Origin of the sequence: Sulfitobacter sp. M39 (assembly GCF_021735935.1) — a bacterium.
Taxonomy (GTDB): Bacteria; Pseudomonadota; Alphaproteobacteria; order Rhodobacterales; family Rhodobacteraceae; genus Sulfitobacter.
In genome coordinates this window covers 1350983-1364507 of sequence record NZ_WMDZ01000001.1, presented here as the reverse complement: position 1 = coordinate 1364507, position 13525 = coordinate 1350983, and the positions used below count along the sequence as shown (strand labels likewise).

Sequence of the window (13525 nt, the reverse complement as noted above, 5' to 3'; positions counted from 1 at the left end):
AGCAGGCTTGACAGCGACGGGCGCTTCTGGTCCGCCTGCGGCAGTTTTTGCAGGGCTCCGGATGGGGCATATTGGGCGGCAATCAACACAAAGGGCGCAGCATGGCGACACTCTTGATCCACACCGGCGGCACGATTGGCATGGCCCAGACCCCCGACGGTTTCGCCCCTCGCGACGGGGTGGTCGAAGATGCGGTCGCAGCGCTGGTGGCCAGCGGCAAGGTCACCGGAGAGGTCGAAGTACTGCGCCTTGATCCGCTGATCGATTCCGCGCTCGCCACGGCGCAGGATTGGGCGCGCATCGCGCAGACCATCCATCAGCATCGGGGCCGCTTTGACGGCTTCGTTGTGACCCACGGGACGGATACGCTGGCCTATACCGCCGCCGCCCTGTGCCTTGCGCTGCCCGGTCTGGCGCAGCCTGTGATCGTGACCGGCGCGATGCGACCGCTGACTTTGGCTGACACGGACGGCACCGCCAATCTGATCGATGCGCTTGCTGCAGCCCGCACGGCGCCGGCGGGGGTCTGGGTGCAATTCGGCGGCAAACGGCTGCATGGCGGGCGGGTGCGCAAGGCCCATTCGCAAGCGCTGGACGCCTTTACCGCGACGCCAACCGACAGGGCACCGCGGGTCACCGCACCCGACCCGCAGCTCAGCCCCCTGCGGCCCCACGAGGTCGCCCTTCTGACCGTCACCCCCGGTTTCGGCGCCGCCCTCCTGGATCATGCGGCGACCACCTGCGACGGGATCGTTTTGCGCTGCTTTGGCGCGGGCACGGTCCCCGACAGCCCCGCCCTGCGTGCGGCCTTGCGCAAAGCGCAAGGCAAGGGCGTTCCCGTGGTGGCCGTCAGCCAATGCGCAGAGGGCGGCATGCAGATCGGCACCTATGCCGCGGGCAAGGCGCTGCGTGACAGCGGGGTGGTCGACGGCGGCCAGATGACAGCCGAGGCGGCCTTCATCAAAATCCACCTCGCGCTGAGCTGCTTTGCAGAATTTGACGCGCAACACGCCTATCTGGCTGCGGATCAATGCGGCGAAATGGCTGGTTAACGCGCGAAGGGCTAACCCGCGAGAGTTGAATTGCGAAATAACCTGTATAAGGATCAACGCACTAGACGTCGCGCAGGGGCTGCGTGCTTCGCGCTGCGTCATTCGGCTTTACGCTTTGGCCAAGAACACCGTAAAACGCGGCAAAACAAAGGGACATTTATATGGAATTTCTACAAACGCTCTTCGGCTGGATCGGAGACTTCACCTGGGGATGGTCGCTGATCCCGATCCTCGTCATTTTCGGTATCTTTATCACAATCGCCACCGGTTTTGTGCAGATCGAATACTTTGGCCGCATGTTCCGCGTACTGTCGAACAAGAACAACGCGGATGATTCCAACCAGATTTCAGCGCGCGAAGCCTTGCTGGTGTCGGTCGGTGGACGTGTCGGTGGCGGCAACATCGCGGGCGTCGCGGTTGCGATCACCCTTGGCGGCCCGGGTGCGGTCTTCTGGATGTGGGCCATCGCGTTGGTCGGTATGGCCACCAGCCTTGTCGAATGTTCGCTGGCACAGCTCTTCAAGCGCAAAGTCGGAGAGCACAGCTACCGCGGCGGCCCTGCAGCGGCCATCATCCACGGGTTGGGCAAGGAATACCGCTGGCTGGCAGTGATCTATGCGATCTGCCTGATTGCGGCCTTCGGTCTGGGCTTCAACGCGTTCCAGGGCAATACGGTTGCAGGTTCGATGCAGGACAGCTTTGGCATTGATCGTCTGTGGACCGGTATCGCGCTGGCGGTCATCTCGGGCTTTATCATCTTTGGCGGCATCCACCGTATTGCCAAAGTGTCGGATGTTGTCGTGCCGATTATGGCCATCGGCTATCTCGCAATGGCGCTGATCGTAATCCTGCTCAACATCACCAGCTTGCCCGGCGTGATCTATGACATCGTAACCAATGCCTTCGGCCTGCAAGAAGCCGTTGGTGGCGGTATGGGTGCTGCGGTTGCGCAGGGTCTGCGGCGCGGTCTGTTCTCGAACGAGGCGGGTCTGGGCTCTGCCCCGAACGTCGCGGCCACCGCCGAGGTACGTCACCCCATCAGCCAAGGCATCACGCAGTCGTTTTCGGTCTTTATCGACACGATCATCATCTGCTCGTGCACGGCGTTCGTGATCCTGCTGGGCGATGTCTATGTTCCCGGTGCCGAAGGCATCGACGGCGTGGCGCTGACACAGCAAAGCATGGTGTCGCATCTGGGCACATGGGTGCAGTATTTCCTGAGCGGCGCGATCCTGCTGTTCTCGTTCTCGTCGATCATCTACAACTACTATCTGGGTGAAAACGCGATGACGGTACTGACAAAGAGCCCCTTGGGCATCCTCGGCCTGCGGATCGCGATCATCGCGATTGTCTTCCTGGGTGCGACAGCACCGGCGGCGACTGCGGTGTTCTTCTTCTCGGATCCGATGATGGGTATTCTGGCGCTGGTCAACTTGCTGGCGATCATGATGCTCTTCCCCGTGGCCATGCGCCTGCTGCGCGACTTCCGTCGTCAGCTGAAGGCAGGCGTCGAACGCCCCGTGCTGAACCCGGACGATTATGCCGATCTGGATATCGACCGCGACGCATGGAAGTTCCCGGCAGAGTGATCCGGACGCATCCTACCTGAATTCGAGACGGGCCGTAGCATCTGCTGCGGCCCGTTTCTTTTGCCCCCCGACGCAGCGTTCTGAAACTCGGTAATGGTCAATACCGTCTGCGCTGTCCCATAGTCGGCGCAAAGACATGCAACCAATCGGGGAGGAACGGCACATGGCTGAATTCGATATCATCATCTACGGCGCGACAGGGTTTACGGGGCGGCTGGTCGCGGAATACATCCACGCGACCTATCCGGATCGTCCCTGGGCCATGGCCGGTCGCAGCGCGTCCAAGCTGGCACAGGTGCGCGACGAGATGGGACTGCCTGCCGATACACCCCTGATCGAGGCAGATGCCTCTGACCCTGCCTCGCTTGACGCGATGGTCGCGCGGGCGCGGGTCATCATCACCACCGTCGGCCCCTATCTGCTGTACGGCGAACCGCTGGTCGCGGCCTGTGTCAAGGCGGGCACCGATTACGTTGACCTTTCGGGCGAGCCGCCCTTCATGTGGGACATGATCGAGAAGTACAACGATGCCGCCAAGGCCAGCGGGGCCCGGATCGTACATTCCTGCGGCTTTGACAGCATCCCCTTCGATATGGGCGTCTATTTCCTGCAGCAAGAGGCACAAAAACGCTTTGGCGCGCCGCTGAAAGACGTCAAAGGACGCGTGCGCGGGATGAAGGGCACGTTCTCGGGCGGGACGGCGGCGTCGGGCAAAGAGACGATGAAGCTGGCCATGGGGGATCCCGATGTGATGAAGCGCTTGGTCTCGTCCTTCGCGCTGACACCGGGGTTTGAGGGGCCGACACAGCCTTACGGCAACAAGCCCTACGAAGACCCTGATTTCGGCATCTGGGTCGCCCCTTTCGTGATGGCGTCGATCAATACCAAGAACGTGCATCGGTCCAATATGCTGATGGGCCACCCCTATGGCACGGATTTCACCTATGAAGAGATGATGTTCACCGGCAAGGGCGAAAAAGGCGAGGCGATCGCCAAGAGCATCGCCAAATCCAACCCTATGGGCGACGATGATATCAAACCCGGCGAAGGCCCGTCGAAAGAAGAACGCGAAAACGGCAGCTATGACCTGATGTTTACCGGCACCTCCGCTGACAAAGAGCGGCTGACCGTTGGCGTCAAAGGCGACCGTGATCCGGGCTATGGCTCCACCTCCAAAATGCTGACCGAAGCGGCGATCTGTCTGATTGAGGAAGCCGCCGACACCCCCGGCGGCGTGCTGACGGCGGCCCCTGCCTTTGGTGGTGCGATCATTGACCGGCTCACAGCCAATGCCGGGCTGACGTTCGAGGTAGAGAGCTAAGGAGCACCCCCTCGCGGTGGTCACCACTGCGAGGGATGCGACCTCGGCGCGGGCCAAAGCGCCTGACACAAATCGCGCGGCGTAGCCTCTTGCACCTGCCCGAGGGATCGGCAACCCTACGCTGTGCGCCACTACTTCGGCGCGAACTCCGGGGAGGAGATCACCGATGAAAAAACTATTTACACTACTGGGCATCGCCCTGCTGGCCTTGCTTGCCTATCTTGCGTTCTGGCCCGTATCCGTCGCCCCCGTCGCGTGGGAGGCACCGCCCGATCAAGGCTACACCGGTGATTTCGCGGCCAACGACCGTTTGACCGCATTGAAGATCGTCGAGCTTGAGGGCCGCAGCGGGCCGGAGGATGCCGATATCGGCCCGGACGGGCTGGTGCATGTCGCCACCCACGATGGTGAAATCCTGCGGATCGAAGAGAACGGGGCCATCACCGTTTTTGCGCAGACCGAGGGCCGCCCTCTTGGGATCGAATTTGACGACAGTGGCACGCTTTACGTCGCTGACGCCTATCGTGGCCTGCTGTCGGTGGACCGCGGCGGCAAGGTGACCCTGCTGGCCGAGACGACCAAGGACGGCAGCCCGATCCTTTACGCCGATGATGTGGATATCGCCGCCGATGGGAGCGTCTATTTCTCGGATGCCTCGACCCGCTTTGGCGCGCAGGATAACGGCGGCACGCTGGCGGCGTCGGTGTTGGATCTGGTGGAGCATTCGTCGAACGCCCGCATCCTGAAATACGACCCCGCATCGGGCGAAACGTCTGTCTTTGCCGACGGCCTGAACTTTGCCAACGGGGTGGCGGTGGATGACGCGAACAGCGCGGTATTTGTGGTCGAAACCGGCAGCTACCGCGTCTGGCGCTTCCCCATGGACGGCAGCGCAGGCACGGTGGTTCTGGAGAACCTGCCGGGATTTCCAGACAATATCAACAACGCCCCCGATGGCACATTCTGGGTCGGTCTGGTCAGCCCGCGCAACCCCGTCATGGATCAACTGGCAAGTAGCCCCTTCCTGCGCCGCGCGATCATGCGCCTGCCCGACGCGATGAAACCAGCGCCGCTGCGTTACGGGTTTGTCCTGCGGATGGATGCCTCGGGCGAGGTGCTGGAAACGCTTCAGGATCCGGCAGGTGACTATGCGTTGACCACGGGTGCCGTGACCCTGCCCGACGGGCGCATTGCCGTGACCTCGCTGACAGAGCCGCGTCTGGGGCTGCTCGACGCCGCCCCCCGCTAAGACCTACAGACGCTGGCCCAAGGGGCGGGCCAGTGTCACGCCTGTGACACATCCCGAAGCGCCGCCGCGACCTGTTCGATCTGCGTGCGGCGCAGACCGGCGATATTGATCCGACCGGTGGCCGTGCCATAGATCGCGTGGTGATGGCGCAAGCTCTCCATCTGGTCGGGCGCGAGGGGCAGCAGGGAAAACATCCCCTGATGGTGCCGCAACGCCTGAAACGCGGGGGCCGCATCAATCGCGGCCAGCGCATCCGCCATCTGCTGCCGCAGCGATTGGACACGGGCGCGCATGCTGTTGAGCTCTTCCTCCCAGATGGCGCGGGTGTCAAAGACGTGGCAGGCGACAGCGGCACCATGTTCGGGGGGCATCGAATAATTCGCGCGGGTCAATGTCTCTAGGTGGCGGCCCACATGGGCGATGGACCCCGCATCCGGCCCCAGCACCATCGCCGCCCCGATACGTTCGCAATATAGCCCCATGTTCTTGGACCCGCTTGCCGCAACCATCGCCACGGGCACCGCCTCGACCATGACCCGCAGCCCCGCCGCATCTTCGTCTAGCCCACGGCCAAAGCCCTGATAGGCAATATCGATCAACGGGATCAGCCCCCGCGCCGCGCAAAATCGGGCCAGCGCATGCCACATATCCGCATCAGGATCGATGCCCGTGGGGTTGTGGCAGCAGCCGTGCAGCAGCACCACATCCCCCGGTTTCGCCGCCGCCAGATCCGCGAGCACGCGATCAAGATCCAGCGCGTCGCCCTTGGCCTGCCAGCGATACAACTGCAGCGTCAGCCCGGCACCCTCGAATATCGGGCGGTGGTTCACATAGCCGGGGTCCGTGCTCCAGACCGTGGTGTCGGGGCGCAGGCTCGCCAGCATATCCCCCAGCACGCGCAAGGCTCCTGTCCCGCCGACCGTCTGGATAACATGGCTGCGCGCGATCCGCGCGGGCGCATCGCCCAAGACCAGCCGCGCCATGCCCGCGTTGAACACCGCATTGCCCGCCAAAGCGCGGTAGGTTTTCGGCGCACTGTCCTGCGCCAAGGCGCGCTCGGCCATGCGCACCGCCTTCATATTCGGCGTGGCCCCTTTGTCATCGCGGTAGACGCCGATGACCATGTCGATCTTGTGGCTGCGCGGATCGGCGCGAAAGGCAGAGGTTAGTCCCCAGATCGGGTCTTCGGGAAGGGCGGCAAGCGCGTCGAGCATCGGGGTTACTCCTTGGGGCGGTTGGCCAGCATGACGCCGGCGCAAATAATGAGAACGGCCAAAATCGTGCCAAGCGTCAGGGCCTCGTGCAGCAGCGGCACGGCAAGCACCGCCGCAATCGCAGGGGCGAGCGACCCGATCGCGGCACATTTCGCGACACCAAGGCGGGCGATGGCGATGGCATAGGTCAGGCTCGAGACAAGGCCGACGCCGACCCCTTGGGCAAGGATGAACGGCATCGCCTCGGCCAGTCGCACCTGCGTCAGATTGCTGGGCAACACCCCCGTGGCAAGCAGCGGCAGCAGTACCAGCGTGGACGGCAGTGCCAGCACCAGCGCGCAGCCAATCGGGTCCAAGCCGCTGCCCCGTAGCCCCAGCGTATAGCATCCCCACAGCAGACTGGCCGACAGCAGCAGCGCCACGCCGGTCAAACTGCCTGCGGCCAAATTGCCCGAGGCCCCAATCAGCGCCGCCACCCCCACAAGGATGACCCCCAGCGGCAGCAACACCGCGGGGCGCTGGCGGTAGATCACCCACGTCAGAACAGCCACCGACACCGGTGTCGTCCCGGCAATCAACGCCCCCACATGCGTGGCCGAGGTCTGCGCCCCGCCCATAGCCGCGAGCCAGAAGAACGGCAGCCCCGCCCCCGCCGCGATCATCAGCCAGCGATGCGCGGGCAACCGCCTTAACACAGCGATACGTTTCGGCAGGAAGGGTACAAAGAACAGCGCCGGAATACCCGACCGGATCAGCGCCACATCGCCAAACGTCAGCTGCGCCCCGCTGGCGGCACGGGTGGACAGCGCGAACCCCGCCCAGACCAGCACGGTCACCGCAATCGCGAGATAGCCAACCAAGGGCCGAAGGGGGATCTGCCGCGGACCAAATCCATGCGCGGCGGGCAGTGAGGGAGAGTTAAGCATACTATTCCTGCGCGTTGTATCTGCGCTGTTTTACGCTGTACCCGCGGGCAGATGCTTGCTAATGATTGCGTAAAAATATGATTTTAGGGCATATCCTGCCCTTATAGGGCTAAAATGGACAGCAAAGATCGCGAGATCATCAAAGCGCTGCAGCGCAACGGGCGGCTGACCAATCAGGATCTGGCGGCTCAGGTGAATCTGTCGCCCTCCCCCTGCTTGCGGCGCACCCGCGCGCTGGAAGAAAAGGGCGTGATCAAGGGATATACCGCGATTGTGGATGAACGCGCCTACGGGCTGCCCGTGACCGCGCTGGTGCGCATCCGGCTGAGCAGCCACACGGGCGAGGTGGTGAAACTGTTCGAGAAGAAGGTGCACGAGACCGAACAGATCCTCGATTGCTATGTCATCACCGGCAGCGAGGATTATCTGTTGCGCGTGCTGGTCGAGGATCTGAAAAGCTACGAGGAATTCGTGCGCCACAAGCTCCACAACATCCCCGGCATCGCGTCGATCGATTCCAGCTTTGCCTATGGCGTGCTGAAACAGTCGAACGTGTTTCCCGTGGTGGCCTGAACCACCCTACGGATCGTCGAACCGGTCGTGCACACCTTCAAGCAGCGCATCCAGCGCGGATAGGAAATGCGCAGCCGCTTGGGGGTCGAGCTTGTCCAGAAACCGCGCCTGATGCGCGTCGACCAGCACCCGCGCACGCGCCAGTAGGTCTTGCCCCGCCTCGGTCAGCGTGATCGCACGGGCGCGCCCGTCGCCTTCTGTCAGGTTCTGCACCAGCCAGCCTTTGTCGCGCATCTGCTTGAACGTCCGCGACGCCGTGGGGCGGGTGATGCCGATATTCTCGGCGATACCAGAGGGTGCGGTGATGCCTTCCAGCGCGATACTGGCCAAGACGCACCATTCCAACCGTGTCAGGCCAAGCTGCGAAAGCTCTGCATCCAGACTGGCTCTCATGGCGGCGGCGAGCCGCGACACGCGAAAGCCCAGCCTGTCGTGCAGACTATAGGAGGCAGAGGTGTTCTCGGGTCCGGTCATAAGGCATGAATACTTCATTTTTGCCACGCTGCTACTGTTTGCTTGCAAAATAGTTGATCTAGGACAACTATAGCGCCGAATTAAGAGGCAATACCCATGACCCCACGGCTGCGTTCCCGCAAAAACCGCCCCATCCATATGGGTGCCTACCCGACTGAAAAGCTGCGGCGGGCGGAGGGTGTTGCAGGGCCGGTGCCGGCCTTCACCCCCTTGGGCGTGACGGGCGACGCGCGTCCGCTGGCACAAGCCACGCGGGATCACCGCGCCATGCTGGATGCGATCCGCGAGGGTCTGGTGAACAAGGCCGTGGCCGAGATCTCCGCCGATCTGACCGAGCGGGCGCAGCATCTCAAGGCGTTTGCCCTTTTCAACGATGCGACGATGGTGGGGATTTGCAAGCTTGCCCCCGACCACCATCTGGCACAGCCGCTGCGCAATGCGGATGTGGCGCGGCTGGCGCAGGATTTGCAGACGCGCCAGGTCAAGACGCTCGCCTCTGGTGTGGATGCGATCATGGCCGACCTGCGCGACTCCGTCACCGCACCCGAGACGGACATCGCAGGCCATACCCATGCGCTGGTGCTGCTTTTCGCGCACCCCCGCGCGGTCGAGCAGGATGAACCCGGTGCGACATGGATCGCAGGGATGGAGGATCACCGGTCGTCGCTACTGGCCGCGGAATCGGCGGCGGTATTGTCGAATTACATCCGCCTGCTGGGGCGTCCGGCGCGCGGGCACACGATGACGGCAAGCGATGTGGACCTGAACCAGCTGGCGGTCGCGGCGGGTCTGGCGTTGCCCCAAGACGGTCAGCTGACCGCCCCTTTTGTCGGCACGCGCTTTTCGTTGGCCGCCGTCACCATGGCGATGGATCTGGCCTGTGACCGCCCCTTGGCCGCCGCCGCCCTGCCCCGCACAGCGCCCGCCTATGCAACACGGCGCTTTGTCGATGGCGCGCAGCCTTTTGAGAAACTCAAACGCGTGGACAGCCCAACGACCTATATGGACGAACCGCGCATCCCGCGTCTGCCCAAGCGTACCGATATGTTCAGCCGTGCGCTGTTCGGGGACATGGGCAAAAAGCTGCAAGACGGGGCCACCGGCGGGCGCTACATCCGCAAGACGCCGACCTCGATGGCGCAGCGGCGCGCGCTTGGGGCCTTTGGTCTGCTGCAAGACGGGCAAGCTGCCGAAACGCAAACCGCCCCCGCCCCGCAACAGGCGGCAGAGATGGTCAAGGCGGTTGCCTATTTCCTTGGGGCCGATGCCGTGGGCGTCAGCCGTTGTCCCGATTGGGCGTGGTACAGCCATGACGCCACCGGCACCGCGATCGACCCGCCCCATGATCAGGCAATCAGCCTCGTTATCGATCAGGGTTTCGACACGATGGAGGGGGCCTCGGGCGATGATTGGATCAGCGTGGCGCAATCCATGCGCGCTTATCTGCGGTTCAGCCTAGTGGGCGGCGTGCTGGCGCGGTTGATCCGCGATCTGGGGTATCCGGCCAAGGCGCATACGGTGATGGATGGCGATGTGCTGCAACCCCCGCTGCTGCTGCTGTCGGGTTTGGGCGAGGTCAGCCGCATCGGCGAAGTGATCCTGAACCCCTATCTTGGCCCGCGTCTGAAATCGGGCGCGGTGACGACCACCCTGCCGATGACCCATGACAAGCCGATCGACTTCGGCCTGCAGAAATTTTGCGAAAGCTGCCAGAAATGCGCGCGGGAATGTCCCTCGGGGGCGATCACGGCGGGGCCGAAGCTGATGTTCAACGGCTACGAAATCTGGAAATCCGACAGCCAGAAATGCGCCACCTACCGGATCACGACCGAAGGCGGTGCCATGTGCGGGCGCTGCATGAAGACCTGCCCGTGGAACCTTGAGGGGATCTTGGCCGACAGTGTATGGCGCTGGACCGCGATGAAGCTGCCCGCCACAGCGCCCGCCCTTGCCAAGCTGGATGATCTGCTGGACCGTGGCGACATCAACCCCGTCAAGAAATGGTGGTGGGATCTAGAGGTGCAGGACGACGGCGGCTACCGCCCCACCGACAAGCCGGTGAACACCCGCGGTCTGCAAAAAGACCTGAAGCTGCGCGCGCAGGACCAGACGCTGGCCGTCTACCCTGCGCCGCTCGCCCCGCATCCCTACCCCTACCCCGACCCGATGGACCGCGAGGCCGGCATCCGCGCCTATGGCGCGATGATCCCCGCCGCCACACACCGCGCGCGTGTCGCAAGCGGAGACACACAAGGGCTGGTCCCTGCGCTCAAACCGCTGGCGGATAGTCCGGTGTTGCCGCTGACCGTCACCCGCGCGGATGTGTTAAGCGACGGCATCACACGGTATGAACTGCGCGATCCCGACGGGGCCGATCTGCCCCTGTGGCAGGCAGGGGCGCATCTGGATGTGGTGATCGCGCCTGAATACCTGCGCCAATATTCTTTGTGCGGCGATCCATCGGACCGGTCGCGCTATGTCATTGCCGTCCAGCGCGAGGATCAGGGCCGCGGCGGCAGCGCTCTGATGCACCGTATCTTCACGCAGGGGCGCAAGATTTTCGCCGCCCGCCCGATCAACCATTTCCCCCTCATCGAAGACGCCCCCTTCAGCGTGTTGATGGGCGGCGGCATCGGTATCACGCCGATGATCGCCATGGCGCACCGCCTGCACCATTTGGGCCGCGATTTCGCGCTGCATTACTCTGCCCGCACCGCCGCTGATCTGGCCTTTGCGGCCGAGATCGCTGCCGCCCCTTGGGCCGCCCATGCCCTGCTGCACGTCAGCGATCAGGGCAGCCGGGCAGAGTTTGACACGATCCTATCGGGCCATGCTGCGGGCAGTCACGCCTACGCCTGCGGCACCCCCGCCTATATGGAGGCCGCAATGACCGCCGCCGCCCGCGCGGGCTTTGCCGAGGATCAGTGTCACATCGAATATTTCGCCGTCCCCGAAGCCCCCCCGCGCGAGAACCATAGCTTTACGGTCCATCTGGCCAAGACCGGCAAAGACATCCACGTCCCCGCCGACCGCAGCCTGTCCGATATGCTGACAGAGGCAGGCGTGCCCGTGGATGTGAAATGCGCCGACGGGATCTGCGGGGTTTGCGCTTGCGGGCTGGTCGAGGGCGACGCCGATCACCGCGATTATGTGCTGTCACAGGCGCAGCGTGAAACCACGTTGATCACCTGCCAGTCGCGCGCGGCGGCAGCGGGTGGGCATCTGGTGCTGGACCTGTGAAAACCTAGCGTTCAGCACATCGGTAAAGTCAGGGCGGGTATGCGAAAACTGCGCTTGCAATACCCCCTGCCTTTCTGTCTACGGGCGCCACCGCAACCGACCGCAGGCTGGACCGATCATGACAGAACCCAACGGCGCTTCGATCACGTTTGAGAACGTGGGCAAAGCCTATTCCAAATCCGGCGGCACGACTGTCACGGCGCTTGAAGGCGTCTCTTTGGCGATGGAGCCGGGATCAATCACCGGCATCATCGGACGGTCGGGGGCTGGCAAATCGACGCTGCTGCGCATGGTCAACGGGATCGAGCGGCCTACGGCGGGCTCGGTTCTGGTGGGCGGGCAGAATGTGGGGGCCGCCAAAGGGTCCAAGCTGCGTGCGATCCGCCGCGATGTGGGGATGATCTTTCAGCACTTTAACCTGCTCGCCTCGCGCACAGTGGCGGGCAACATCGCCCTACCGCTGGAAATCGCCGGTGTGCCGTCATCGCAAATCAAACCCCGCGTGGCCGACCTGATCGAACGGGTCGGACTTAGCGCGCACGCCACACGCTATCCGGCAGAGCTGTCGGGCGGGCAAAAGCAACGCGTCGGCATCGCGCGGGCACTGGCCACCGGCCCCAAAGTGCTGCTGTCGGACGAGGCGACATCCGCGCTGGACCCTGAAACGACGCAAACGGTGCTGTCGCTGCTCAAGGACATCAACCGCGAACTGAGGCTGACCATCCTGCTGATCACCCACGAGATGGCGGTGGTCCGTGACATCGCCAGCCACGTCGCCGTGATCGACGCGGGCCGCATCGTCGAACATGGCGAGACCTACGATATCTTCACCGCGCCTCAGCATGCGACCACGCGGTCTTTCCTGTCGGGGGTGACGGGCGTCACCCTGCCCGCTTTCGTCAAGGATCGTCTGGTCCCAAACGCCCCCGCGCAGGGCGGCGAAGAGGTGATCCGCGTGACCTTTGCGGGCCAGCACGCCACCGACCCGATGCTGGCGCGGCTGACGCAGGACATGGGCATTCCGGTCAATATCCTTGCCGGCGCGGTCGAGGAAATCGGCACCCGCCCCTTCGGCAACCTGCTGGTATCGCTGCCTGTGGCCAAAGCCGCAGAAGCGCGTTCATTTTTGGAAAGCCACGGGCTTATGACGGAGGTGCTTGGCTATGTCGGCTAACCTTATCAACCTACTGATCGAGGCCACGGGCCAGACGCTTTACATGGTCGCCATCTCGGCGCTTTTGGGGACGCTGCTTGGCCTGCCCTTGGGGCTGTTTCTGGCAACCTCGCAACGCGGCGAGCTGCTCTCGGCCCCGTGGGTCAACAAGGTGCTCGGGCTGGTGGTCAATGCCACGCGGTCGGTGCCGTTCATCATTCTGGTGGTCGCGATCATCCCTTTCACGCGGATGGTTGCGGGCACGTCGATCGGCACGACAGCCGCGATTGTGCCGCTGACGATTGCCACCGTGCCCTTCATCGCGCGTCTGGTGGAAAACGCGATCCGCGAGGTTGAGTCCGGCCTGATCGAGGCGGCGCGCGCAATGGGCGCGACCCCGTTGCAGATCATCCGCAAGGTGCTGCTGCCCGAAGCGCTGCCCGGTATCACGCTTGGCCTTACACTCGCCATCGTTAGCCTGATCGGCTATTCCGCCATGGTTGGTGCCGTGGGCGGCGAAGGTCTGGGCGATCTGGGCATTCGCTATGGGTATCAACGGTTTATGCCCGACGTTATGGCGGTTGTCGTGATCATCCTCATCGTCTTGGTGCAGCTTGTGCAATCGATCGGCGAACGCATCGCAGCCGCTGTCGACAAACGCGCCACCAAAAGCGGCGGGCAATAGCGCCCGTCTCCTCCTCCCAATTTCGTTTCCCAGTTAAAGGAGCATATAC

The 13525-nt window shown here is 63.5% G+C and carries 11 protein-coding genes; 8 read left to right on the top strand and 3 right to left on the bottom strand.

Annotated features, from left to right (window positions below; genetic code table 11):
• The first annotated feature begins 101 nt into the window (after window positions 1-101).
• The 4 genes from GLP43_RS06540 to GLP43_RS06525 all read left to right on the top strand — a co-directional run bounded on the left by GLP43_RS06540 (window position 102) and on the right by GLP43_RS06525 (window position 5211).
• The gene (locus tag GLP43_RS06540) at window positions 102-1052 is read left to right on the top strand and encodes an asparaginase (protein WP_237278678.1); all 951 of its coding nucleotides are present in this window, start codon (window positions 102-104) and stop codon (window positions 1050-1052) included.
• 161 nt (window positions 1053-1213) lie between these two features.
• Window positions 1214-2641: an alanine/glycine:cation symporter family protein gene (locus tag GLP43_RS06535; RefSeq protein ID WP_237278677.1), complete on the top strand. Its 1428-nt coding sequence runs from the start codon at window positions 1214-1216 to the stop codon at window positions 2639-2641.
• A gap of 163 nt (window positions 2642-2804) precedes the next feature.
• Window positions 2805-3962: a saccharopine dehydrogenase family protein gene (locus GLP43_RS06530; protein WP_237278676.1), complete on the top strand. Its 1158-nt coding sequence runs from the start codon at window positions 2805-2807 to the stop codon at window positions 3960-3962.
• Between the two features lie 166 nt (window positions 3963-4128).
• Window positions 4129-5211, top strand: coding sequence for an SMP-30/gluconolactonase/LRE family protein (locus GLP43_RS06525; protein ID WP_237278675.1), 1083 nt, complete (start codon window positions 4129-4131; stop codon window positions 5209-5211).
• 35 nt (window positions 5212-5246) lie between these two features.
• Here the strand turns inward: GLP43_RS06525 and GLP43_RS06520 are convergent, their stop codons facing one another.
• Together GLP43_RS06520 and GLP43_RS06515 are read right to left on the bottom strand one after the other, a co-directional pair.
• Window positions 5247-6425 (bottom strand): amino acid aminotransferase, encoded by a 1179-nt coding sequence (locus tag GLP43_RS06520; protein ID WP_237278674.1) that lies wholly within the window; start codon window positions 6423-6425, stop codon window positions 5247-5249.
• A 5-nt stretch (window positions 6426-6430) separates the two neighbouring features.
• Window positions 6431-7351, bottom strand: coding sequence for a DMT family transporter (locus GLP43_RS06515; protein WP_237278673.1), 921 nt, complete (start codon window positions 7349-7351; stop codon window positions 6431-6433).
• Window positions 7352-7465: 114 nt separating this feature from the next.
• Between GLP43_RS06515 and GLP43_RS06510 the strand changes: the two genes are divergently transcribed.
• Entirely contained in the window at window positions 7466-7924 is a 459-nt protein-coding gene (locus GLP43_RS06510; protein WP_237278672.1) for an Lrp/AsnC family transcriptional regulator, read from the top strand.
• Window positions 7925-7930: 6 nt separating this feature from the next.
• On the opposite strand, the gene GLP43_RS06505 is transcribed toward GLP43_RS06510, so the two are convergent.
• The gene (locus GLP43_RS06505; RefSeq protein ID WP_237278671.1) at window positions 7931-8398 is read right to left on the bottom strand and encodes a MarR family winged helix-turn-helix transcriptional regulator; all 468 of its coding nucleotides are present in this window, start codon (window positions 8396-8398) and stop codon (window positions 7931-7933) included.
• Window positions 8399-8494: 96 nt separating this feature from the next.
• Between GLP43_RS06505 and GLP43_RS06500 the strand changes: the two genes are divergently transcribed.
• The 3 genes from GLP43_RS06500 to GLP43_RS06490 all read left to right on the top strand — a co-directional run bounded on the left by GLP43_RS06500 (window position 8495) and on the right by GLP43_RS06490 (window position 13476).
• Window positions 8495-11638 (top strand): 2Fe-2S iron-sulfur cluster-binding protein, encoded by a 3144-nt coding sequence (locus GLP43_RS06500; protein WP_237278670.1) that lies wholly within the window; start codon window positions 8495-8497, stop codon window positions 11636-11638.
• 118 nt (window positions 11639-11756) lie between these two features.
• The gene (locus tag GLP43_RS06495; protein ID WP_237278669.1) at window positions 11757-12812 is read left to right on the top strand and encodes a methionine ABC transporter ATP-binding protein; all 1056 of its coding nucleotides are present in this window, start codon (window positions 11757-11759) and stop codon (window positions 12810-12812) included.
• Window positions 12802-13476, top strand: a complete 675-nt coding sequence (locus tag GLP43_RS06490) for a methionine ABC transporter permease (protein ID WP_037963338.1) — start codon at window positions 12802-12804, stop codon at window positions 13474-13476. The genes GLP43_RS06495 and GLP43_RS06490 overlap by 11 nt, the downstream gene beginning before the upstream one ends.
• The last annotated feature ends 49 nt before the right edge of the window (window positions 13477-13525 follow it).

Excerpts from the sequence above, each read along its gene's own strand:
- GLP43_RS06535 (WP_237278677.1), top strand. The coding sequence starts at position 1,214 with ATGGAATTTCTACAAACGCTCTTCGGCTGGATCGGAGACTTCACCTGG.
- GLP43_RS06515 (WP_237278673.1), bottom strand. The coding sequence starts at position 7,351 with ATGCTTAACTCTCCCTCACTGCCCGCCGCGCATGGATTTGGTCCGCGG.
- GLP43_RS06525 (WP_237278675.1), top strand. The coding sequence starts at position 4,129 with ATGAAAAAACTATTTACACTACTGGGCATCGCCCTGCTGGCCTTGCTT.
- GLP43_RS06530 (WP_237278676.1), top strand. The coding sequence starts at position 2,805 with ATGGCTGAATTCGATATCATCATCTACGGCGCGACAGGGTTTACGGGG.
- GLP43_RS06520 (WP_237278674.1), bottom strand. The coding sequence starts at position 6,425 with ATGCTCGACGCGCTTGCCGCCCTTCCCGAAGACCCGATCTGGGGACTA.
- GLP43_RS06495 (WP_237278669.1), top strand. The coding sequence starts at position 11,757 with ATGACAGAACCCAACGGCGCTTCGATCACGTTTGAGAACGTGGGCAAA.
- GLP43_RS06490 (WP_037963338.1), top strand. The coding sequence starts at position 12,802 with ATGTCGGCTAACCTTATCAACCTACTGATCGAGGCCACGGGCCAGACG.
- GLP43_RS06500 (WP_237278670.1), top strand. The coding sequence starts at position 8,495 with ATGACCCCACGGCTGCGTTCCCGCAAAAACCGCCCCATCCATATGGGT.
- GLP43_RS06505 (WP_237278671.1), bottom strand. The coding sequence starts at position 8,398 with ATGACCGGACCCGAGAACACCTCTGCCTCCTATAGTCTGCACGACAGG.
- GLP43_RS06540 (WP_237278678.1), top strand. The coding sequence starts at position 102 with ATGGCGACACTCTTGATCCACACCGGCGGCACGATTGGCATGGCCCAG.
- GLP43_RS06510 (WP_237278672.1), top strand. The coding sequence starts at position 7,466 with ATGGACAGCAAAGATCGCGAGATCATCAAAGCGCTGCAGCGCAACGGG.